General features: G+C 70.3%; 18 protein-coding genes and 1 pseudogene. 13 read left to right on the top strand and 6 right to left on the bottom strand.

All coding sequences use genetic code 11. The features are described 5' to 3' along the window. Window positions 1–7 precede the first annotated feature (7 nt). Together ACZ3TS_RS10140 and ACZ3TS_RS10135 are read right to left on the bottom strand one after the other, a co-directional pair. Window positions 8–1,921 carry a SpoIIE family protein phosphatase gene (locus ACZ3TS_RS10140; RefSeq protein WP_467615699.1) on the bottom strand — a complete coding sequence of 638 codons (1,914 nt, stop codon included), beginning with the start codon at window positions 1,919–1,921 and terminating at the stop codon, window positions 8–10. A 1,258-nt stretch (window positions 1,922–3,179) separates the two neighbouring features. Then, window positions 3,180–3,483, bottom strand: a pseudogene (locus ACZ3TS_RS10135) (FAD-dependent monooxygenase); the annotation flags it as partial. A gap of 249 nt (window positions 3,484–3,732) precedes the next feature. On the opposite strand from ACZ3TS_RS10135, the gene ACZ3TS_RS10130 reads away from it, so the two are divergent. The 7 genes from ACZ3TS_RS10130 to ACZ3TS_RS10100 all read left to right on the top strand — a co-directional run bounded on the left by ACZ3TS_RS10130 (window position 3,733) and on the right by ACZ3TS_RS10100 (window position 9,112). Further along, window positions 3,733–4,890, top strand: coding sequence for a SchA/CurD-like domain-containing protein (locus ACZ3TS_RS10130; protein WP_467615697.1), 1,158 nt, complete (start codon window positions 3,733–3,735; stop codon window positions 4,888–4,890). A gap of 67 nt (window positions 4,891–4,957) precedes the next feature. Further along, window positions 4,958–5,425 (top strand): cupin domain-containing protein, encoded by a 468-nt coding sequence (locus ACZ3TS_RS10125; protein ID WP_467615694.1) that lies wholly within the window; start codon window positions 4,958–4,960, stop codon window positions 5,423–5,425. After that, a complete protein-coding gene (locus ACZ3TS_RS10120; RefSeq protein WP_467615691.1) occupies window positions 5,422–6,690 on the top strand; it encodes a beta-ketoacyl-[acyl-carrier-protein] synthase family protein in 1,269 nt (422 codons plus the stop codon). Before ACZ3TS_RS10125 ends, ACZ3TS_RS10120 begins: the two co-directional genes overlap by 4 nt. Continuing rightward, window positions 6,687–7,931 (top strand): ketosynthase chain-length factor, encoded by a 1,245-nt coding sequence (locus ACZ3TS_RS10115; RefSeq protein ID WP_467615689.1) that lies wholly within the window; start codon window positions 6,687–6,689, stop codon window positions 7,929–7,931. The genes ACZ3TS_RS10120 and ACZ3TS_RS10115 overlap by 4 nt, the downstream gene beginning before the upstream one ends. Window positions 7,932–8,020: 89 nt before the next feature. After that, window positions 8,021–8,278 carry an acyl carrier protein gene (locus tag ACZ3TS_RS10110; RefSeq protein ID WP_467615686.1) on the top strand — a complete coding sequence of 86 codons (258 nt, stop codon included), beginning with the start codon at window positions 8,021–8,023 and terminating at the stop codon, window positions 8,276–8,278. A gap of 1 nt (window position 8,279) precedes the next feature. Then, window positions 8,280–8,759 (top strand): SRPBCC family protein, encoded by a 480-nt coding sequence (locus tag ACZ3TS_RS10105; RefSeq protein WP_467615684.1) that lies wholly within the window; start codon window positions 8,280–8,282, stop codon window positions 8,757–8,759. A gap of 20 nt (window positions 8,760–8,779) precedes the next feature. Then, window positions 8,780–9,112 (top strand): TcmI family type II polyketide cyclase, encoded by a 333-nt coding sequence (locus ACZ3TS_RS10100; RefSeq protein ID WP_467615682.1) that lies wholly within the window; start codon window positions 8,780–8,782, stop codon window positions 9,110–9,112. Window positions 9,113–9,210: 98 nt separating this feature from the next. Here ACZ3TS_RS10100 and ACZ3TS_RS10095 read toward each other — a convergent pair whose 3' ends face one another. The 3 genes from ACZ3TS_RS10095 to ACZ3TS_RS10085 all read right to left on the bottom strand — a co-directional run bounded on the left by ACZ3TS_RS10095 (window position 9,211) and on the right by ACZ3TS_RS10085 (window position 12,384). Continuing rightward, window positions 9,211–10,263, bottom strand: coding sequence for a methyltransferase (locus ACZ3TS_RS10095; protein ID WP_467615679.1), 1,053 nt, complete (start codon window positions 10,261–10,263; stop codon window positions 9,211–9,213). 43 nt (window positions 10,264–10,306) lie between these two features. Next, window positions 10,307–11,368, bottom strand: a complete 1,062-nt coding sequence (locus tag ACZ3TS_RS10090) for a right-handed parallel beta-helix repeat-containing protein (RefSeq protein ID WP_467615677.1) — start codon at window positions 11,366–11,368, stop codon at window positions 10,307–10,309. A 107-nt stretch (window positions 11,369–11,475) separates the two neighbouring features. Further along, the gene (locus tag ACZ3TS_RS10085) at window positions 11,476–12,384 is read right to left on the bottom strand and encodes an aminoglycoside phosphotransferase family protein (RefSeq protein ID WP_467615675.1); all 909 of its coding nucleotides are present in this window, start codon (window positions 12,382–12,384) and stop codon (window positions 11,476–11,478) included. A gap of 28 nt (window positions 12,385–12,412) precedes the next feature. Between ACZ3TS_RS10085 and ACZ3TS_RS10080 the strand changes: the two genes are divergently transcribed. The 4 genes from ACZ3TS_RS10080 to ACZ3TS_RS10065 all read left to right on the top strand — a co-directional run bounded on the left by ACZ3TS_RS10080 (window position 12,413) and on the right by ACZ3TS_RS10065 (window position 17,884). Further along, a complete protein-coding gene (locus ACZ3TS_RS10080; protein ID WP_467615673.1) occupies window positions 12,413–13,060 on the top strand; it encodes a rhomboid-like protein in 648 nt (215 codons plus the stop codon). Window positions 13,061–13,070: 10 nt separating this feature from the next. After that, window positions 13,071–14,477 (top strand): NAD(P)/FAD-dependent oxidoreductase, encoded by a 1,407-nt coding sequence (locus ACZ3TS_RS10075; RefSeq protein WP_467615671.1) that lies wholly within the window; start codon window positions 13,071–13,073, stop codon window positions 14,475–14,477. A 185-nt stretch (window positions 14,478–14,662) separates the two neighbouring features. Continuing rightward, complete coding sequence (locus ACZ3TS_RS10070; RefSeq protein WP_467615669.1) at window positions 14,663–17,311, top strand: glycosyl hydrolase; 2,649 nt, start codon at window positions 14,663–14,665, stop codon at window positions 17,309–17,311. Window positions 17,312–17,407: 96 nt separating this feature from the next. After that, on the top strand, window positions 17,408–17,884 hold the full coding sequence (locus ACZ3TS_RS10065) for a GNAT family N-acetyltransferase (protein ID WP_467615666.1): 477 nt from the start codon (window positions 17,408–17,410) through the stop codon (window positions 17,882–17,884). Window positions 17,885–17,940: 56 nt separating this feature from the next. On the opposite strand, the gene ACZ3TS_RS10060 is transcribed toward ACZ3TS_RS10065, so the two are convergent. Continuing rightward, window positions 17,941–18,615: a pentapeptide repeat-containing protein gene (locus ACZ3TS_RS10060; RefSeq protein ID WP_467615664.1), complete on the bottom strand. Its 675-nt coding sequence runs from the start codon at window positions 18,613–18,615 to the stop codon at window positions 17,941–17,943. Window positions 18,616–18,781: 166 nt separating this feature from the next. Between ACZ3TS_RS10060 and ACZ3TS_RS10055 the strand changes: the two genes are divergently transcribed. Both ACZ3TS_RS10055 and ACZ3TS_RS10050 read left to right on the top strand, forming a co-directional pair. After that, window positions 18,782–19,942 (top strand): NAD(P)-binding protein, encoded by a 1,161-nt coding sequence (locus tag ACZ3TS_RS10055; protein WP_467615661.1) that lies wholly within the window; start codon window positions 18,782–18,784, stop codon window positions 19,940–19,942. Window positions 19,943–19,995: 53 nt separating this feature from the next. Next, window positions 19,996–20,970 (top strand): zinc-binding dehydrogenase, encoded by a 975-nt coding sequence (locus tag ACZ3TS_RS10050; RefSeq protein WP_467615658.1) that lies wholly within the window; start codon window positions 19,996–19,998, stop codon window positions 20,968–20,970. Window positions 20,971–21,030 lie beyond the last annotated feature (60 nt).

Genomic DNA, 21,030 nt, shown 5'->3' with positions numbered 1-21,030 from the left:
CGTCGGCCTACTCGGTGACCTTCAATCGATCACTCGGGAAGGTACGCCCATCGCGCGCCTCCCGAGCCCCGATCCACAGGTCTTGAGCATTGCTCCTGGCGCCGGTGACCCGTCCGTCGTCTGGGTCGATGTGCAGCATGGTGCAGCTGGCGAATCGTGCCGCGTCCATCGTGACGAGCAGGTCGTTGGTGCGCGTCAGCACGGTTGCGGGATCCGGTTCGTGGGCGGCGATCGTGCGCATGGAGGCGCGTACCTGTCCCATGGCTGCGGCGGCGTCCACGTCGTGCCCCTGAACGTCGCCGATCTCCAGGGCGACCGCGCTGTCGGGCAGCACGAAGGCGTCGTACCAGTCTCCGCCGATATCCAGTCCGTCCCGGCTGGGTCGGTAGCGGGCGGCGACCTCCAGGCCGGCGAGGTGGTCGGGCAGCGTGGGGAGCATGGTCTGCTGCAGTGCGGTGGCCAGCTCGACGCGTGCCTGCTGCGACCTGATGCGCCTCAGTGCCTGGCCTGCCAGGTCGGCCAGGGTGCCCATGAGGGTCCGCTTGTCCAAGGACGGCCGGTATCCGCTGCCGTAGGTCACCAGCCATCCCCCGAGTGGCTGATTGCCGGCCTCGCTGAGGGGCATGATGGAGGAGGCGTAGTCGGAGCCGAGTCGGCCGAGCCGCGGATATTGGGCCGCGTGTGGCCAGCGGCGGATGTAATCCTCCCGGTCGGGGATGAAGTGCGGCTTGCCGGTGCGGATCGCTTCGGGCAGCGGGCTCGGATGGTCCAGCGACATGCCGTGTATGTCGTCGACCTCCCACATGGCTATCCCGGCATCGGTGGAGACGCGCAGGCGGCCTTCATCGACGAGCGCGAGCAGGGCGCCGCTGGCGCCGAAGGTTGCGGCGAGCCGGGTCAGGACGACCTGCTGCAGTTCCTGCTCCGTGGCTGCGGTGATCAAGGCGGAGGAGAACTCGGCGATGTCTTTCGCGCGCTGTCGCTCGGCAGCCAGCGCGGCCTGCGCCTTCTCCTTGCGCTTCGCCTGCTTGGTGTCGTCGCGGACCATTCCGAAGATCCGCTCGGGGCCGCCATAGCCCAACTGGATCCGACCGGTCTGAACGGCCAGCTGGTGCCAGCCGTCGTGCCGGGTGAGGTATCGCAACCTCACCCAGGAGGACTGGGCGGAGGTCGAGCGCAGGAGCTGCTGCAAGGCCTCCTGGTCGTCAGGGTGCACTGCCGAGATCACTGTGGAAAGGTACGTGGTGGGATCCGGGAAGGTCGCGGCTAGGGCGGGCGCGCCACCGAGCCACTCGAGCTGGTTCCCCTGGGATGAATACAGCCACAGGCCGAGGTCGGCTGCCGTGATGGCCGTCCGGAACGGGATCATCAGGCTCGCCAGGTCGTTCCGCGCATCCAGTGCGTGCACCCAGACCAACTGCTCGTCACCGGCGGGATCCTTCACTTGCCGCGCCTCGATCAAGCAGGCAACGGGTGCTCCACCTCGCCCGGGGAACTCCAGCACCCGCATCGCGACCGTCGTCGTCCTGGCGGCGTGGACCACGAGACTCTCGGCCGACATCCGCTGGCTTGCGGGCCACAGATCACCGAAGTCACGTCCCAGCCACTCCTCGGCCGGCCTGCCCAGCACCGTGGCCATCGCAGCGTTGAGACCGCTGATGACACCGTCCAGCGTCAAAAGAGCCGTCGGGGCAGCCCCTCGAAGGAGTTCGTCCGAGGCGTCCATCTGTGACTCCCTGGCGAATACCAGAACAACCTCTTCAGGCATCTTCGCGCATTTTGCCATGATATGTCGATAAAGTGGCGTGTCTGACCGGCTGCGTTGAGTGACGATGGCAGGAGGCCGCTGGAAACGGGAGACGGCGGCCCGCGAAGAGGTCTCGACGGAGGTCGGCTGCGGTACAGCAGCGGAGTACAGCAACCCCAGCAACCGTCCCAGCCCGGCAGCATCCCCGTAAGGCCGTAGCGCAACCGGAATGATCCTCAGCGACCGATCTCTGTAGAGCTACGGATCAGATGTTCCCCGTGCCACAACCGTGCCAGATCGGGCGGGGAGTCACGGGGAACTGCGGCGGCTGGCGGGAAGCGTGCCCAGCTTCCGCCGAAGACGCCGACCCGCAGGTCAGCCCCCAACCCGCCCCACCTCGCTCCTAAAGTGGTGGGTTCGCGACCTGGTTGCCGACGTTCGTGATCAGTGTTGAAGTGCCGCTTTGGCGGCCACGATGATCAGACCGAGCACGAGATTGACAGCGCCGGCGGACACCACGGTCGGTCGAGAGGCGCCAGCCCGTAGGACCGCTGCACAGGCCCACAGGACTTGCTGGCCCACAGCGACGCCGAGCGCCAGCCACGCACCGCCCCTGAGACTCAGGCTCAGCAGCGGGCTGATCGCGACAGCGACGGCTGGCAGAATCGCCGCCTGCGCGATCGGCCATTCCCTCGCGCAGACATGCCGGATCTCTCGCCACGTCACAGGCCCGTGCCGCGGGCGGTCGCGAGATCGCCTCGGGGGAGTCGTCGACGACGGTGCGCCGCCCGAGTGACGTGAGGGCGCAGGCCATGGTGGCGAGCATCGGGGTGCCGGCCGCGCCCGCCGAGCTGCGCACCCCGAGGTAGGCGAGCGTTCGGAGCTGGACGAGTTCGGTGATGCCGCGGGCATCGCGCTGCCACCATCGGGTCGCCCCGGTCAGGTTGTGGAGGGCACCGTCCTCAAGCAGTTGCACACAGGGCGTGAAGTCCTCCAGCAAGCGGCGCAGCCGTTCGGCGGCAGGTCGAAGGAGAGGCGGAGGGTGCGGCGGCCGCTCATCATGATCACCCTGCGCTTCCCTGGTTCACCAGACACTTCAGGATGTCTCGGCCGGAGCGCCCGCAGCCGGCGTGCCGACCGTGCGGAAGCAGGCATGGCGTGGGGGCGGCGGACAGCAGCACAGCGGCGCCTCCTTCCTGCCCGTAGCGGTCTTCGCACGTCCCCCGCTGCTTCTCGGTGTAGATCCTGATCAAATATTTGTGCGAATTGAGTGTTCGGAAGGACCCCGGCCCCTCGCGGTGTCCAACTGCCGACGCTGACGCGTGAGCTGGGCACGTCCACCTCGCAGCTGCAATGGGTGGTGGACGCCTACAATTCCCGGCCACGCTCTCCCTGCTCACCGGCGTCTTCACCAGCCGCAAGGAGCGGGCGCTGTCCATCGGCCTGTGGGGCGCGACGGCCGGTGTGGCCACTCGGGGTCCTGTGCGAAGTTCTCCATCCGGTGGAAGTACCTGAGGTCGCCGCCGAGTTCCCGAGCGCGGTGCAGCAAGGACGGGTTCGAGGTCGTTCTGGCTGCACAGGCACCAGGAGGTGGGGTTGAACCTCGCGAGCCCGCCGTCCGGATCGATGTGTCGGAACAGCCATGTGCCCACGTCGTCGGCGAGTGACGGCGTCTGCAGAATGCCGTGGTTGTCCGCCAGGAGCGACGCCGCCGTCTTGACGTCCCTTTCCGGTCCTCGTCGTGGGCAGCTCTCTGGTGGGCCGTCGGCTGCTTCGCGCATCGGTGCCTCCCGGGGCAGAGGTGTGTATGTGGGGCGCGCTGCAGTTTCCATGCCCTCCGCGAGCGGGCCCGCTCGCCCAGTCACCCACGTGGTTCATACGAGTCGCGCACTCCCTGCGACCGGCACACGATCGAGGAACGCTGACGTCGCGTCACCCGCGGCCCGACGTTGACCTCTGCCCCCCGCGAAGGAGAAGTGTGCAGGATGACCACAACGTCTGAACGTCTTTCAGAACCGCTGACGCGACAGGTGTCGAAACGGGTCGCCCAGTCCGTCTTCGACGGCTCCAGGCTCCGCGTCGTGCTGCTCGTGGACGTCTACGAGGGAGCGCAGCAGCAGTTCCTGGAGGCGTACGAACAGCTGTGCAGCCAGGTCGCGTCCGTTCCCGGACATGTCAGTGACCAGCTCTGCCAGTCGATCGAGAATCCGTCCCAGTGGCTGATCACCAGTGAGTGGGAGAGCGCCCCGCCCTTCCTCGACTGGGTGAACAGCGAGGAGCACGTGCAGATGGTGCGACCGCTGCACAGCTGTGTCCGCGACACCCGGTCGCTGCGCTTCCACATCGTGCGCGAGACCGGGGAGGCGGCGCAGCCCGGCTCCGCCGCGCGCCGGCTCCAGGCGGCTCCCCGGATCGGTGACGGCAAGATCCGCCACGCGCTCACCTTCACCGTCAGGCCCGGCAGCGAGCCGGCCGTCGCCAAGATCCTCGCCGGCTACGCCTCGCCCGAGCCGCGCGTCGACGGCGCCACTCGGCTGTGCCGCACCTCGCTGTTCATGCGCGGCAACCGGGTCGTACGGGCGATCGAGGTGGAGGGCGATCTGCTCGCGGCGCTGCGCCATGTCGCCCGGCAGCCCGAGGTGCGGGCCGTCGAGGAGGCCATCAACCCGTATCTGGAGCAGGAGCGGGACCTCAACGACCCCGAGGCCGCCCGGGTCTTCTTCACTCGTGCGGCGCTCCCGGCCGTGCACCATGTGACGGCTGATCAGGAGTGCTCGGAGGCGGAGCGGCAGGCGTTGTACTACCCGGCCCGCCAGGGCCGGGGAATGCAGCTGGCCCGGCTGCTCGCCGAGCAGGACGAGGCGGCGACCGACGATCCGCGCAACCCGGTCTGCGGCAGCACCATCTTCCAGCGCGACGACTTCGTGGTGCGCTTGATCGACGTGCGTGGTGGCCTCGCCGCCGACCCCCTCCTGACCCTCGCTCTCCCGGACCTCGGACGGGCGGCCGAGCTGACCACCCTCCTCGACGGCGCCGCCGGCGGTGCGGACGGCTCCGCGCCGAAGAGCGGCGACCTCGCGCACCTCCTCGCGCTCGCCCGCATGGACCTCATCACCGACCGCCGGTCCTCGCCCGACGCCTGACCGGCACCCGTGGGCCGCGGCGGCCACTTCCCCATGTCGACGCAGCAACACCATCGGAGGAAACGACGTGATCAAACCCCGTCCCAGAATCGTGGATCTCAGCGAGATCGACCCCAACCGCAGACGCGGCGGCGATCTGCGCGCCATGCTCACCCCGGCCACGGTCGGCTCCACCAGCGGCTTCATGGGCGTGGCCATCGTGCAGCCCGGCGACCGCATCGGCGAGCACTACCACCCGTACTCCGAGGAGTTCGTGTACGTCGTCTGCGGGAAGCTGGAGGTCGACCTGGACGGCGCCCCCCACCCGCTGCGACCTGAGCAGGCGCTCATGATCCCCGCCTATATGCGGCACCGCTTCCGCAACGTCGGTGACGACGAGGCCCGCATCGTCTTCCATCTGGCCCCGCTGGCCCCGCGCCCGCAGCTCGGCCACGTGGACACGGAGGAGACCGACGCCCTCGCGGTCGCGGGCGCCGCGGAAGGAGCCGAGGTGGGCGGTGCCCGGTCGGCCGACCGAGGTCAGGTCCGTTCATGACCCGGCGCGTGGCGGTCACCGGCATAGGCATCGTGGCACCGGGCGGCATCGGTGTGCCGGCGTTCTGGGATCTGCTCGCCAACGGCCGTACCGCGACGCGGGGCATCACCTTCTTCGACCCCACCGGCCTCCGCTCGCGGATCGCCGCCGAGTGCGACTTCGACCCGGCGGCCCACGGGCTGGACGCGGAGCAGATAGAACGTGCCGACCGGTACATCCAGTTCGCCCTCGTCGCAGGCCAGGAGGCGGTACGGGACGCCGGCCTCGACCTCGCCCGGGAGAACCCCTGGCGGGTCGGGGTCTCCCTGGGGACCGCGGTCGGCGGAACCACCCGTCTGGAGCACGACTACGTCCTGGTCAGCCATCGCGGGCAGCGCTGGGACGTGGACCACCGGGAGGCGGAGCCCCAGCTGCACCGGGCGTTCTCGCCGAGCACGCTCGCGTCGGCGGTGGCGGAACGATTCGGCGCGTGCGGGCCCGTGCAGACCGTCTCCACGGGCTGCACCTCCGGGCTCGACGCGGTCGGATACGCCTTCCACACCGTCGAGGAGGGCAGGGCCGACGTCTGCATCGCCGGTGCCTCGGACTCCCCGATCTCACCGATCACCATGGCCTGCTTCGACGCGATCAAGGCCACGTCCCCGAACAACGACGACCCCGCGCACGCCTCCCGTCCCTTCGACAACAACCGTGACGGGTTCGTCATGGGCGAGGGCGGCGCGGTGCTCGTCCTGGAGGAGCTCGAACACGCCCGGGCCCGTGGTGCGCGCGTGTACTGCGAGCTCAGCGGCTATGCCACGTTCGGCAACGCCTACCACATGACCGGTCTGACCAGCGAGGGCCTGGAGATGGCCCGGGCGATCGAGGAGGCGCTCGACCACTCCCGCCTCGACGGTTCGGCGATCGACTACGTCAACGCGCACGGCTCGGGCACCCGGCAGAACGACCGGCACGAGACCGCCGCGGTGAAACGGGCCCTGGGCCACCACGCGTACGACACGCCCATGAGCTCCATCAAGTCCATGGTGGGGCACTCCCTCGGGGCGATCGGCGCGATCGAGGTCGTGGCCTGCGTACTGGCCCTGGACCGCCAGGTCGTACCGCCGACCGCGAACTACGAGACACCGGACCCCGAGTGCGACCTGGACTACGTGCCACGTGTCGCCCGCGAGCGGAGGCTGAACAGCGTCCTCTCCGTCGGCAGTGGGTTCGGCGGCTTCCAGTCCGCGGTGATCCTGACCCGGCAGAGGGAGAGGACCCGATGAGCGCAGCCCACGTTCGGCGCGCCGCCGTCACCGGAATTGGCGTCGTCGCGCCCAACGGAACGACCACCGACACCTTCTGGAAGTCGACCAGGGAGGGCATGAGCGTCCTTGACCGGATCACCCGCGAAGGCTGCGAGCACCTGCCTCTGCGGGTGGCCGGCGAGGTTCGCGCCTTCGAGCCGTCGTCGGCGATCGAGGAGCGCTTCCTCGTGCAGACCGACCGGTTCTCGCACTTCGCGATGGCCGCGGCCGATTTCGCGCTGGAGGACGCCCGGATCGGCCGGGACGGCGCCGTCGACTCGCCGTTCTCCCTGGGAGTGGTCACCGCTGCCGGATCCGGCGGCGGTGAGTTCGGCCAGCGGGAGCTGCAGCAGTTGTGGGGAAAGGGAAGCCGATTCGTCGGTCCGTACCAGTCCATCGCCTGGTTCTACGCGGCGAGCACCGGCCAGATCTCCATCCGCCGCGGGTTCAAGGGCCCCTGCTCGGTCGTCGCCGCCGACGAGGCCGGTGGTCTGGACGCCCTCGCGCACGCGGCCCGGGCCGTGGAACGTGGCACCGATGTGATGGTGGCGGGTTCGACGGAGGCGCCGCTGGCCCCCTACTCCATGGTCTGCCAGCTCGGCTACGAGGAGCTCAGCACCGCCGACGAGCCGGCGCGGGCCTACCGTCCGTTCACCGTCGGCGCCTGCGGATTCGTGCCCGCCGAGGGCGGCGCCATGCTCGTCGTGGAGGAGGAGACCTCGGCCCGTGAGCGGGGCGCGCGAGTGCGGGCCCGCCTCGTGGGACACGCGGCGACCTTCACCGGTGCCTCCCGCTGGGAGCTGTCGCGGGAGGGACTCGTCCAGGCGATCCGCGGTGCCCTGGACGACGCGGGCTGTGCCCCCGAGGAGATCGACGTCGTCTTCGCCGACGCCCTCGGCGTACCCGAGGCGGACCGTGCCGAGGCGCTGGCGATCGCCGACGCCCTGGGCGCGCACGGCAGGCGCGTGCCCGTCACGGCGCCAAAGACGGGCATAGGCCGCGGCTACTGCGCGGCGCCCGTGCTGGATACCGCGGCGGCCGTGCTCGCGATGGAGCACGGCCTGATCCCACCCACCCCCAACGTCTTCGACATCTCCCATGACCTCGACCTGGTGACCGTCCGTGCCCGCTCCGCGGAGCTGCGCACGGCGCTGGTCCTCAGCCGGGGACTCATGGGGTCGAACTCGGCGCTCGTGCTGCGGCACGGCGCCGCCGAGTGAGCCGGACCGGCTGTGGCGCCCCGTAGGCGAACGACCGAAAAAGCGACGCCTCGTAACGAGGCCGCCCTGGAGCAAAGGAGAGAGACCGTATGAGTGACCGAATCACCCTGGAAGAACTGGCCGAACTGATGAGGAAGGCCGCCGGGGTCACTGTCGCCCCGCAGGAACTCCAGCAGCGCTACGACTCCGCCTTCGACACCCTCGGCATCGACTCGCTCGGCCTGCTCGGCATCGTGGGCGAACTGGAGAACCGGCACGGCACGCAGATGCCGCCCGACGCGGAGCGCTGCAAGACGCCCCGTCAGTTCCTCGACCTCGTCAACAGCACTCTCATGGCAGGAGCCTGACATGGCCGGACACACAGAGAACGCCGTCACCATCGCCGCCCCGGTCGACCTGGTCTGGGACATGACCAACGACCTGGAGAACTGGCCGCAGCTGTTCAGCGAGTACGCGTCCTGCGAGGTGCTCTCCCGCGAGGGGAACCGGACGACCTTCCGGTTGACCATGCACCCCGACGAGAAGGGCACGGTGTGGAGCTGGGTCTCGGAGCGCGAGACGGACCGTGACACGCTCAGCGTCAAGGCCCGCCGCGTCGAGCCGGGACCCTTTGCGTACATGAACATCCGGTGGCAGTACGAGGAGGTGCCCGAGGGCACCCGGATGGTGTGGACGCAGGACTTCGAGATGAAGCCGGAGGCACCGGTCGACGACGCCTGGATGACCGACAACATCAACCGGAACTCCAAGGTGCAGATGGCCCTGATCCGCGACAAGATCGAGAAGGTCGCCGCCGAACATCGGCCCGCCCCGGCCCTTACCGACTGAACCGGACGGAGAACAGGCTCATGCACCAAGCCCTGATCGTCGCCCGCATGGCCCCGGGATCGGCCCCCGACATCGCCAAGGTGTTCGAGGAGTCCGACCGGGGGGAGCTGCCGCACCTCGTCGGGGTCACCCGGCGCAGCCTCTTCCAGTTCGGCGACGTATACATGCATCTCGTCGAGTCCGAGCGGGAGCCCGGCCCCGCCATCGCCAAGGTGGCCGAGCACCCCGCCTTCCGGGACATCAGCGACCGGTTGTCGGCGTATGTCAGTGCGTACGACCCCGCGACCTGGCGCTCCCCGAAGGACGCGATGGCGCAGCGCTTCTACCTCTGGGAGCGGAGCGCCGCAGTCTGAACCGTCCGTACGGCCACCGGTCGCCGGGCCTGCGTCAGCCGCGGACCCGGCGACCGGTGGTGTCGGGGGAGCGGCGTCGCCGGACCGGCCGCAGTAGTTCATGCGGGGACGGTGCAGTCGAATGCGTGAAGGTAGGGGTTGACCGGGCGGATCGTGTCGATGACGAGGCCCGCGCCGGTCAGCCGGTCGACCATGCTCTTGGTCGTGTGCTTGGCCCCGCCGACGTTGAGCAGCAGCAAGAGGTCCATGGCGGTGCTGAACCTCATCGAGGGGGTGTCGTCGACGAGGTTCTCGATCACCACGACCCTCGCCTTGGGCCCGCCCGCCTCGATGACGTTGCGCAGGGTCCGGGCGGTGCTGTCGTCGTCCCACTCCAGGATGTTCTTGATGATGTACACATCCGCCTGGACCGGGATGGCCTCGCGGCAGTCGCCGGGCACGATGCGGACCCGGTCCGCGAGCGAACCTCCCGCGCGCAGCCGCTGGTCGGCGTTCTCCACCACGCGGGGCAGATCGAGCAGGGTGCCCCGCATCGACGGGTACTTCTCCAGCAGGCTGGCCACGACGTGCCCCTGGCCGCCCCCGATGTCCGCAACCGACGAACTCCCCGACAGGTCGAGCAGCTCGGCGACGTCCCGTGCGGACTGCTTGCTGGAGGTGGTCATGGCCCGGTTGAAGACGTCGGCCGACTCCGGGGCGTCCTCGTTGAGGTAGACGAAGAACTCCTTGCCGTACAGCTCCTGTACGACGTTCCGTCCGGTGCGCACCGCCTCGTCCAGGCGCGGCCACGCCTGCCAGGTCCACGGCTCGGTGCACCACAGCGAGATGTAGCGCAGGCTGTTCGGGTCGTCCTCGCGCAGCAGCCGGGACATGTCGGTGTGCGCGAACGTCCCGTCCTCCTGCTCGGTGAAGACGCCGTAGCAGGACAGGGCTCGCAGCAGCCGTCGCAGCGGCTGGGGCTCGGTCCGCACGGCGGCCGCGAGGTCCTCCACGCGCATCGGTCCGTCACCCAGCGCGTCGGCGACGCCCAGCCGGGCCGCCGCGCGGAGGGCGGCGGCACATGCGGCCCCGAAGACGAGTTCCCTCAGCCGCATGGACGGCGGTGGGGCAGGGGGTGCGGTCGTCGGTGGGTCAGTGGTAGCGGTCGTCATGTGCTGCCTTTCCTCTCTGGTCCGCGGTCGGTGGCCGGCCGGGTCAGCACAGTCCCGCGGGCTTGGAGGCCCGGCAGGAGTTGCCCTGGAAGGTGTTGCCCTTGCCGGTGTCCGCGTTGACGAGGTCCGCCGGGGCGTTGCCCCGCAGGATGTTGCCGGTGACCTGGTTCCTTTCGTTCGGGACGCCCAGCCAGCTCTTGAAGAGCACGATGCCTCCCGAGAAGGGGGATGTGCCGACGTTGTCGCTGATCGCGTTGCGCGCCATCAGGATGTTCTCGGTGCCGCCCGTCAGGACGATCCCGGCGCCCTGGACGACGGGCACCCGGGCGGTCTTCGGGCACAACTTGTTGTTCTTGTGGATGTAGTTGTCGTTCAGGCTCAGGGCCCCCGCCCGCGGTTTGTTCTCGTCACCGATGACGAACACCGCCGCGCAGTTCGCGGTCATGTCGTTGGTCGCGACGGTCAGGTTTCTGAGGCGCTTGATGGTGACACCGGTCCGGTTGCCCTGCAGACGGTTCCGTCCGATCAACGCCCCCTGGGCGTCCGTGGCCCCTGCCTCGGTCGTGAACGTGTTGGCCAGGTACAGTCCCGCGTTCCCGTTGTCCCGGGCGGTGTTGTCGAGGAACGTGCCGCGGGTGGATCGTTCCTGCGCGATGCCCCACTGCCCGTTCTTCTCGGCCGTCACCTGTTGAACGGTCAGCCGGTTGGTCCACGACGACCACAGTCCGTTCTTGGCGAAGCCGGACAGGGTCAGTGCGGCGATGGTGGTGTCCTCGACAGGATGGCCGTCCTTGCCCTCCACGCAGATCCCGCTGCCCGCCTTTGCACAGGCGTTCGAGGATGGCGCGCCCGGTGCGATGACGGTGCTCGGACCCATGCCGCGCAGGGTCAGCCCGGACGTGGTCACACGGACGCTCTCATGGTAGGTGCCAGGAGAGAGGAGAATCGTGTCTCCTGGCTTCGCGGCATCCACCGCCTCCTGGATCGAGTCCCCTGAGGGCACCACGCGGGTCATCGGGCCGGCGGCCGTCGCGGCCGAGCAACTGAGCCCCGTCCCTAGGAGGGCTGTGGTGCACAGGAGGTAGGCGATATGGCGTTTCGTCATATTCTGTACGGTATGACCGGACGAGCCTCCGCAAGCCGGATCGGCCATTCGGCGGCGTGTCCGCAGGGGGCGCGGCGCGTGGCGGGTGCCGCCTCGTCTGCGCGCGGTCAGTTGCGCAGGATGCGTCCGATCTCCAGGCTGTCCGGTGGCAGGGGGCGGCCGTCCTTGAGGGCCCAGAGGGAGTCCTGCAGGACGCGGCCCAGGGTCCAGGCCCGTGCGCGGTTTCGGTCCAGGCCGAGGACCTCGGTCATGGCGTCGAAGCGCCAGACGGTCTCGTCCAGCTCGAAGCGGTTGCGCAGGGCGGGGAAGAGCTCGAAGCCGGGATCGCCCGCCAGCGGCTTCGGGTCGATGGCGAGCCAGGGCTCACGGTCGGCGGCCAGGACGTTGTCGTAGTGCAGGTCCCAGTGCAGGAGGCGGTCGCCGGGCTCGGCGGCCACCTCCCGCACGGCGGCCGCGCAGTCCGCGATCAGCCGGCGGTGGCCGGGTTCGGGAATGCGCTCCAGCGCCCGCGGGACCTGCTCCAGCATGGCCTGCGTGAGGTCGCCCAGCCACCGCAGCCCGTCCGGCGCCCGTACGGACGTCAGCCGGGCCAGCAGCCGGGCGATGACCCGGACGGCCTCGCGGGAGTCGGGGACGTACGCCAGCATGCGAGCCGCGTCGAGGCGTTCCAGCAGCAGGCTGCCCGTGGCGGTGTCGTACTCCAGCAGCCGTACGGCCCCGTCGCCGTCCCACACGCGCAGGGCGAGCGGTTCGCCCGAGCTCTCCTCGTCCAGGAACTGGAGCTTGAGCACGGCCGGCGTGCCTCCCCCAAAGGGGGTACCCCCAGCCCGCACCACCGGCAGGACCAGCGCACACAGGCCGAACATCGAGGGCCCGTCGATCCGCAGCCGCCACCGACGGAGGAGCTCCTCCGTCCGCCGGGGCAGGTCCTCGACGAACGCCAGTCCCGCCTCACCGTTGAATCTCACCTGCGAGGCGACCAGCTCGCCAGGCACGTCGATCACGTCCCTGACCATACTTGCGTATGTGAAGACCGTCATAGGCATGAGACGTGGGCTCCGGGCCGCGGCGGCGTACGTCCGCAGCGCCCCGGGGACCTACCTCTGGCTGCTGGTCCTGTTCGTCACGACCGTCGCCCTGCACCACATGTCGCCGCAGTTCGAGGAGGACTTCCTGCGGCAGCGGTCCACCAACATCAACGAGCTGTCGTCCGACCCCGTGCGTGTCCTGATCACCAGCGCGATGTGGATCGACGGCGGGCGCTGGCTGCCGTACGCCGGGCTCTACACGGTCTTCCACGCACAGGCGGAACGCTGGCTCGGCACCGCGCGCTGGCTGATCGTGTGCGTCGCGGCGCACGTGCTGGCCACCCTGGCCAGCGAGGGCGCCCTGCTGCAGGCGATACGGAACGGGGTGGCCCCGCAGTCGGCCGCCAACACGCTGGACATCGGTGTGAGTTACGCACTGGCCGGGGTGATCGCCGTGCTCACGTACCGGATCGCGGTGCCCTGGCGGCACGCGTATCTGGTGGTCGTCCTGCTCGTGTACGCCATACCTCTCGGCGCCTCGCCCACCTTCACCGATTTCGGGCATTTCATCGCGGTACTGATCGGTCTCGCGTGCTGTCCGCTGGCCCGGGTCGGCGGAAAACCATGGAATCCGAAGGAGACACTGGCCGCCCTCAGGAGTTAACGTCCGGCGCATGAGCAGCGCAGTGAGCAGCGCCGTCAACGGTGGCGTCTCCTTCTGGTACGCCGACGACGGCCTCCCCGCCCAGCGGGAGCCCCTGGACGGGGACGGGTCCGCCGACGTCGTGATCGTCGGCGGCGGCTACACCGGTCTGTGGACCGCGTACTACCTGAAGAAGGCGGCGCCCTTCCTGCGCATCACCGTGCTGGAGCAGAAGTTCTGCGGCTACGGCGCCTCCGGGCGCAACGGAGGCTGGCTCTACAACGGTGTCGCGGGCCGTGACCGGTACGCGAAGTTGCACGGCCACGAGGCCGCCGTACGTCTGCAGAAGGCGATGAACGAGACGGTCGCCGAGGTCGTACGGATCACCCAGGAGGAGGACATCGACGCGGACGTGCACGTCGGCGGTGTCCTGGAGGTGGCCTACACTCCCGCGCAGCTGGCCCGGCTGAAGGCGTTCCATGAGCACGAGCTGTCGTACGGCGAGAAGGACCGCGAGCTGTACAGCGCCGGCGAGACCGCCGAGCGGATCCGGGTCGCGGACGCGGTCGGCTCGACCTGGACGCCGCACGGGGCGCGGCTGCACCCGGTGAAGCTGGTCAAGGGTCTGGCGGCGGCCGTCGAGGCGCTCGGGGTCACGATCCACGAGCGGACGCCGGTCACGGAGATCCGTCCCAAGCACGCGGTGACGCCGTACGGCACGGTCCGGGCGCCCTACATCCTGCGCTGCACGGAGGGCTTCACGGCATCGCTGAAGGGCCAGAAGCGCACCTGGCTGCCCATGAACTCCTCCGTGATCGCGACCGAGCCGCTCACCGACGAGCAGTGGGCGGGGATCGGCTGGGAGGGTCGCGAGACGCTGGGCGACATGGCGCACGCGTACATGTACGCGCAGCGCACCGCCGACGGCCGGATCGCGCTCGGCGGCCGCGGTGTCCCCTACCGCTTCGGTTCCCGTACGGACAACGACGGCCGCACGCAGCCCGCCACCATCGAGGCGCTGTACGACATCCTGATCCGCTTCTTCCCGTCGCTGACCGGCGTGAAGGTGGCCCACGCCTGGTCGGGCGTGCTGGGGGTGCCGCGTGACTGGTGCGCCACGGTGACCCTGGACCGGTCGACGGGCCTCGGCTGGGCGGGCGGTTACGTCGGCTCGGGCGTCGCCACCACGAACCTGGCCGCACGCACGCTCCGCGACCTGGTCCAGCAGGACTCGGGCCAGGCGGGCGCGACCGGGCTGACCTCCCTGCCCTGGGTGAACCACCGGGTGCGCAAGTGGGAGCCGGAGCCGCTGCGGTGGCTGGGTGTGCACGGCATGTACGCCACATACCGCACGGCGGACCTGCGCGAACTGACCAGGCACAGCGCCGAGTCGTCGAAGCTGGCCCAGTTCGCGGACCGGGTGGCGGGGTGGCACTGAAGGGCCCGGCCGTACAAGGGAGTTGTGACAACGAGCCCCTCCCGTCGCCAAGGCGGTTGTTCGTCGACCGGATTTTGCCGCCTCATTGCCATCTGTAGTCCAACACTCAACTGCTTCCTCCCTAAAGCTGTTTGGCAGCTTGTGTCATGCACGTCACGGCTTCCTCAGGGGAGGGCACGTTTTTCATGGCAGGAGAGGGTTTTCGTAAGAGACGGGCATGGGCGGCGGTGTTCGCCGTGTCCGCCGTGCTGGGACTGACGGTGACCCAGGCCCAGGCGGCGCCCGGTACGAGTACAGATCCCTTCGGTGTGCGCGCACTTCGTGAACAGGGCCTTCTGCACCAGCAGAAGGCCCTGTCCGCTTTCGCGGAGACGGAGGACCCGGGCGACGGAGGCGACGAGGACGAGTCGGAGAACATCGCCGAGCAGGCGGACCAGTATGCGGAGGCCCGGACTTCGCCCGGCATCGTGGCGCCGGGAGCGTACGGGGCCGCCTACCACACACTCTCCGATCTGCGGCACACGGGCGGCAGCTGGAGCGACCGGACCCGGCTGCCGTACGACTCGGACGACCCGCGCTACCGGGACGTCAGCTCCAACTCCAGTGGCGGTTCCGGCAAGGTCACCGGACGGGTGACCGGGCTGGCGGCCGACAACCACGGATTTGTGTACGCGGGATCCGCCAACGGTGGCGTCTTCCGGTCCCGCACCGGGGGCGGGCACTGGACGAACATCTCGGACGACCTGCCGGCACTGTCCACGGGTGATCTGCAGCTCGATCCGCGCGGTCGGCTCTGGTACGCGACCGGTGAGGCCAACACCAGCGCGACGTCCTTCCTGGGCACGGGCGTGTACGTGCTCGACGACCCGCGCAAGGGCAGCTTCAGTCCGCGCGACCGGGTCGGCGGCGACGAGCTGGAGTCCACCTCGATCAACGCGCTGCGGTTCGCGGGCGACAAGGTGTGGGCGGCGACCACGGAGGGCGTGTGGAGCCACTCCACGAAGACCCTCACGGGCGCCTGGAAGCTCGAGTTCGCACCCAATCCCGACTATCTGCCGGGCGGTTCGAAGGCGAGCGACCCGTCGGCCGCGTACAAGAACATCACCAGTGACGTCGCCATCGACCCGAAGGACCCGAGCAAGGTCGTGCTCGCGGTCGGCTGGCGCGGCGGCGACACGTACAACGGCTTCTACGCCAAGGGCGCCCGCGGCTGGGAGCGGCTGACCGGGCTCGGTGACCTGCCGAGCGACAGCGACAACGTGGGTAACGTGACCTTCGCGCGCAGCGCGGACGGCTCGCGGTACTACGCCATCGACCAGTCGCCGGCGATGACCAATTCCAACCCGGACAGCGGACTCGCGGGCATCTTCGTCTCCAAGTCCGGTTCCCCGGAGGGGCCGTGGACGAAGATCGCCGACTACACGCAGCTGCGCGACTCCGGTTCGGCGCTCACCGGTGACGGATACCAGCCTGGCATCCAGGCCTGGTACAACCAGTTCCTCACCGTCGATCCGAAGAACCCCGACCATGTGTACGCGGGTCTGGAGGAGGTCTTCGAGACCAAGGACGGCGGCAAGAGCTGGACGGTCCCCGGGCCGTACTGGAACTTCGGCTTCTCCTGCTGGTCGATCGACCCCGCCGAGCAGAGCGGCGACTGCCCGGCCACCACGCACGCCGACCAGCACTCGGTGGCGATCGGCAGCAACGGTGGCAAGCCCTACGTCGTCGTCGGCGACGACGGTGGCGTCTTCCGGCGGCCGGTGGACGGCTCCGCCAACGCCGAGGGCCATGCGACGGACTGGACGTCCCTGAACGACGGCACGATGGACGCGCTCCAGTACTACTCCGTCGGCGTAGGCATCGACCAGGCGGCACGCGGGGTCTCGATCTCCGGCGGGCTCCAGGACAACGGGCAGTCGATCCTGCGCCCCGGGGACCGGGTGATGGGCTCCAACTTCGGCGGTGACGGCGGCGACACGATCGTCGACCCCGCGAACGGGTGCAACGTCGCGGCCGAGTACGTGTACCTGGCGGTGTCGGTCACGCAGAACTGCGCGGTCAACGACGGCAGTTGGATCGACGATCCGGCCAAGGCGACCACGTACTCCGTGGCCCCGGCCGACAACGCGACCGGCGAGGCCCGCTTCATCGCGCCGCTGAACGCCGACATCAAGGATGCGAACACCTGGGTCGCGGGCGGTCGGCACGTGTGGATCAACACCAAGGGGTGGGCGATCCGCAGCGGCAGCGAGTGGTTCGGGGCGTACGACCTCGGTGAGGGTCACACCGCCACCGCCGTCGCCTCCTCCGGCGGCAAGGTGTACGCCGCCTGGTGCGGCCCCTGCAACAACCAGGGCTTCACCCGGGGCATCGCGGTGGGCAACGCGGACGGCACCGGCTGGCACCAGCTGGACCTGCCGGTCGACGGGACGGTCCCCAACCGCTATCTCGCCGGTCTGGCGATCGACCCGGCGGACTCCAGCCATGTGCTGCTCGCCGTCAACGGATTCTCACGGAAGTGGACGGAGGGTCCGGGCGCGGGTGTCGGCCACCTGTTTGAGACCCGGGACGGCGGAGCGACCTGGAAGGACATCTCCGGGAACCTCCCGGACGTGCCGGCCAACTCCGTCGTGCTGCTGAAGAACGGGACCGTGGCGCTCGGCACGGACCTGGGTGTCCTGGTCCGCCCCGCGAGGTCGTCCAGCTGGAAGGTGGCGGGCGACAACCTTCCGACGACGGCGGTCCTCCAGCTCCGCACCGGCCCCGACGGCCGGCTGTACGCGGCGACGCACGGGCGCGGCATCTGGGCGATCGACCCACGTCTGCTGCGCTGACGGGCAGTGATCGGCCCACGACGGCCGCGCTGACCAGCGGCAGAGGAGAGGGGCGGGGCCTGTCGGGCCCCGCCCCGTCTGTGTGAGACTGCGACGGTGATACGCACCGCGACCCCCGCCGACATCCCCGTCATCCACACCCTCGTCCGTGAACTGGCCGAGTACGAGAAGGTGCCCGACGAGGCGCGGGCGACACCGGAACAGCTGCACGCGGCGCTGTTCGGCGCGCGCCCGGCGGCGTTCGCGCATGTCGCGCAGGGGGACGGGGGCGAGGTCGTCGGCTTCGCGCTGTGGTTCCTCAACTTCTCCACCTGGCGGGGCGTGCACGGCATCTACCTGGAGGACCTCTACGTCCGCCCGCAGGCCCGTGGCGCCGGCCATGGCAAGGCCCTCCTGAGGGAGCTGGCCCGGATCTGTGTGGAGCGCGGCTATGAGCGCCTGGAGTGGTCGGTCCTGAACTGGAACCGGCCGTCGATCGACTTCTACGAGGCCCTGGGCGCCCGCCCGCAGGACGAGTGGACGGTGTACCGGCTGACGGACGGGGCGCTGGCGGAGCTGGGGCGACGGGCGTAGGCGCGCCGGGGCCCGGAACGGGCCCCGCCCGAGGCGTCACCCGGTCGTCCCCCGTCTCAGTCGTCCCCCGCCACCCGTAGACCCATCTCCGCCGCCAGCACGGGGGCCAGGTCCAGCAGCTGGGCGTGGCTGATCACCGCGCCGGACAGGCGGTCCACCCCGCGGGTGATGTCCAGCTCGGCCGCGCGGCGCAGGTCCACGTCCACCAGCGTCGCCGCCGTCAGGTCGGCCTGCTTCAGAACGCAGTCCACGAACTCGACCCGCTCCAGCCGGGCGCCCCCGAAGTCCGGCTCGACCAGGACACAGCCTTCGAAGACGACGTCCTTGAGCCGGGCCTTGCGCAGGTTCAGACAGTCGATCTTGCCGCCGCGGACCAGCACCCGCTCCAGCACCGCGCCGTGCAACTGCACCCCACCGAGCCGGGCGTCCACCAGCTCCACGTCGCGCAGGCTCGCCTCGGCGAGGTCCGTGCCCACGCCCCTTATGCCCGTGAGCACGCAGTCCAGCACGCGCGCGTGGTGCAGCTGGGTCTCGTCCAGCGCACAGCCGGTCAGCGCGCAGTCCATGAAGCGGGCGCCCCCGCCGTCCTGCCCGGCGAAGTCCGCCTCCCGGAACTCCAGCCCGTCGTAGTCCCCGTCCGGCACCAACGCGCCGTCCGCGAAAGCCGCCAGCTCCGGCAGCCGCACCTGGGGCCGCCGCGCCGACTTCACCACCCGATTGCTCCGCACCATGCCCCCATGCTGCACCCGGCCACTGACAACAGCCCCGACCTGCGCCTTCTCCTGCGATGTCACATTCCGGGTGCCCTCCGCCGTCTTCATGACGACGCGACTCGCACGTGGCTCTCGCGATCTGGCCCGCGCGACGTGGTTTTCGACAGGAGGGAGAACCCCACCCATGCACCGCATCACCGTCGTCGGCGGCGGATTCGCCGGGCTCACCGCCGCGATCACCGCCGCCGAGGCCGGCGCCAAGGTCACCGTGTACGAGGCCCACCACACGCTCGGTGGGCGCGCGCGGACCGCCGAGGGCCCCTACCGGACCAACGAGGGCCCGCACGCCCTCTACAGCGGCGGCCCCCACTGGACCTGGCTCGGGCAGCGCGACCTGATCGGCCCGCTCGCCCCGGTGCCGCCTCTCGAAGCGGCCCGCCTGCGCCTTCACCACAAGGGTGTTCTGCGCCGCACCCCGCCCTTCGCGATGCTCAAGCTGCTGCGTCGTACGTCCCACCGGGCGCCCGTCGACGTCGACTTCATGACCTGGGCGACCGCGGAGGCGGGTGAGGAGGGCGCCCGCGCCGCCGCGAATCACTCCGCCACAGCCCTGTTCCACCACGACCCCGGTTCCCTGTCCGCCGCCTTCGTCCAGGAACGCCTCCGCCGCGCGGCCAAGCTCCCGCCCGAGGCGCACCACCCGAAGGGCGGCTGGGCGAGCGTCATCGACCGGATGGCCGCCCGTGCCTGGAACCTGGGCGTGCGCATGGAGACCCTGTCCCGTGTCGACACACTGCCCACCGCCACCCCCGTCATCGTCGCCACCTCCCTCGACGCCGCCCGCCGCCTCCTCAAGGACGACACCCTGGTCTGGGACAGCGGCCGCACGGTCCTGATCGACCTGGCCGTGCGCACCCGCCGCGGCGACGCCTGGGCCGTTTCCGACCTCGACGCGCCCGGCTGGATCGAGCGCTTCACCGCCCGGGACCGCTCCCTCGCGCCCGCCGGGCAGCAGTTGATCCAGGGCCAGTTCCCGATCGCCCCGCACGAGTCCCGGGCCGAGGGTGTCGCCCGTGCCGAACACCTCCTCGACCTCGCCTACGACGGCTGGCGCGGACGGGTCGTGTGGCGGCGCGAGGCGGTGGCGCAGGGGCGTACGGGCGCCGTGGACCTGCCGGGCACGAGCTGGCGGGACCGCCCGGCCGTCGATCGCGGCTACGGCGTCTACCTCGTGGGCGACCAGGTCGCGGCACCCGGCGTGCTCTCGGAGGTCTCCTTCAACAGCGCCCTCGCCGCGGTGTCCCTGGCCCTCGGTCGGAGGACCCTTGACCTCAAGCACGCTTGAGGCCGAAGAGTGGGCCTTCCCGCAGCAGCGCAGCAGCGACGAGGAGCCCGCCCATGTACGCGATCCGCCTGTACACCTTCGGTCCGGCCGAGAACCTCACCTACGAGAAGGTCGAAGACCCCGAGCCGGGGCCCGGCCAGGTCCGCATCGCCGTCGCCGCGGCCGGTGTGCACCTCCTGGACACGGCGCTCAGGGAGGGCGCGACGGGCCCGGCGCCCGGTCCGACGCCCCTGCCCACCATCCCCGGCCGTGAGGTCGCCGGCACCGTCGAGTCCCTCGGCGAGGGGGTCGACGCCGGCCTGCTCGGCAAGCGGGTCGTCGCTCATCTCGGTTTCGCGCCGGGAGGCTACGCCGAACTCGCCGTCACGGACGCCGACCGCGTCCACCAGACCCCCGAGAACCTGGACCACGCGCAGGCCGTCGCCATGATCGGCACGGGCCGCACGGCGATGGGGATCGTGCAGTTCGCCGACCTCGGACCCGGCTCCGTGGTCCTGGTGCCGGCTGCCGCCGGCGGCATCGGCACCCTCCTCGTGCAGTACGCCGGGCACGCGGGTGCCACCGTGATCGGGCTCGCGGGCGGGGCGGAGAAGGTCGCGCGGGTGCGGGAGAACGGCGCCGACGTCGCGATCGACTACACGGATCCGGAGTGGGCCTCGCGCCTCGACGGCCACCGGGGCCACGTCACCGTCGTCTTCGACGGCGTCGGCGGCGAGGTGGCGCGCACGGCGGTGGGGCTGCTCGCGCCCGGCGGCAGGCACATCGTCTTCGGTTGGTCCGCCGAGGGCATCCGGGGCGGAGCGCCGTATCTCGTCGAGGGCGTCTCCGAGCAGGTCCTCGGTCCCGTGATGCTGCGCAAGGCGGGCGGTCCCGACCCGGTACGCACCCTGGAGCTGCGCGCCCTCGCCGAGGCCGCGGCAGGCCACCTCGTACCGGCCGTCCAGCGCTTCCCGCTCGCCGAGGCGGCCGCGGCCCACCGGGCGCTTCAGACGCGGGCAACGGTCGGGAAAGTGGTGCTGGTGCCGTGAGAGCCCGGCACTCCGAGAGCACCCCACGCCGCCACGGGGCCCGCCCTCCGAGTGGACGAC

The sequence above is a fragment of the Streptomyces sp. NPDC022910 genome (assembly GCF_055561075.1).
Note: the sequence above shows the minus strand (reverse complement) of the source record. Positions and strands in the feature narration are given on the sequence as shown.

Coding starts and splice junctions, on each gene's coding strand:
- ACZ3TS_RS10130 (WP_467615697.1), top strand. CDS start 3,733: ATGACCACAACGTCTGAACGTCTTTCAGAACCGCTGACGCGACAGGTG.
- ACZ3TS_RS10120 (WP_467615691.1), top strand. CDS start 5,422: ATGACCCGGCGCGTGGCGGTCACCGGCATAGGCATCGTGGCACCGGGC.
- ACZ3TS_RS10115 (WP_467615689.1), top strand. CDS start 6,687: ATGAGCGCAGCCCACGTTCGGCGCGCCGCCGTCACCGGAATTGGCGTC.
- ACZ3TS_RS10110 (WP_467615686.1), top strand. CDS start 8,021: ATGAGTGACCGAATCACCCTGGAAGAACTGGCCGAACTGATGAGGAAG.
- ACZ3TS_RS10105 (WP_467615684.1), top strand. CDS start 8,280: ATGGCCGGACACACAGAGAACGCCGTCACCATCGCCGCCCCGGTCGAC.
- ACZ3TS_RS10100 (WP_467615682.1), top strand. CDS start 8,780: ATGCACCAAGCCCTGATCGTCGCCCGCATGGCCCCGGGATCGGCCCCC.
- ACZ3TS_RS10095 (WP_467615679.1), bottom strand. CDS start 10,263: ATGACGACCGCTACCACTGACCCACCGACGACCGCACCCCCTGCCCCA.
- ACZ3TS_RS10090 (WP_467615677.1), bottom strand. CDS start 11,368: ATGACGAAACGCCATATCGCCTACCTCCTGTGCACCACAGCCCTCCTA.
- ACZ3TS_RS10085 (WP_467615675.1), bottom strand. CDS start 12,384: ATGGTCAGGGACGTGATCGACGTGCCTGGCGAGCTGGTCGCCTCGCAG.
- ACZ3TS_RS10080 (WP_467615673.1), top strand. CDS start 12,413: ATGAGACGTGGGCTCCGGGCCGCGGCGGCGTACGTCCGCAGCGCCCCG.
- ACZ3TS_RS10075 (WP_467615671.1), top strand. CDS start 13,071: ATGAGCAGCGCAGTGAGCAGCGCCGTCAACGGTGGCGTCTCCTTCTGG.
- ACZ3TS_RS10070 (WP_467615669.1), top strand. CDS start 14,663: ATGGCAGGAGAGGGTTTTCGTAAGAGACGGGCATGGGCGGCGGTGTTC.
- ACZ3TS_RS10060 (WP_467615664.1), bottom strand. CDS start 18,615: ATGGTGCGGAGCAATCGGGTGGTGAAGTCGGCGCGGCGGCCCCAGGTG.
- ACZ3TS_RS10055 (WP_467615661.1), top strand. CDS start 18,782: ATGCACCGCATCACCGTCGTCGGCGGCGGATTCGCCGGGCTCACCGCC.
- ACZ3TS_RS10050 (WP_467615658.1), top strand. CDS start 19,996: ATGTACGCGATCCGCCTGTACACCTTCGGTCCGGCCGAGAACCTCACC.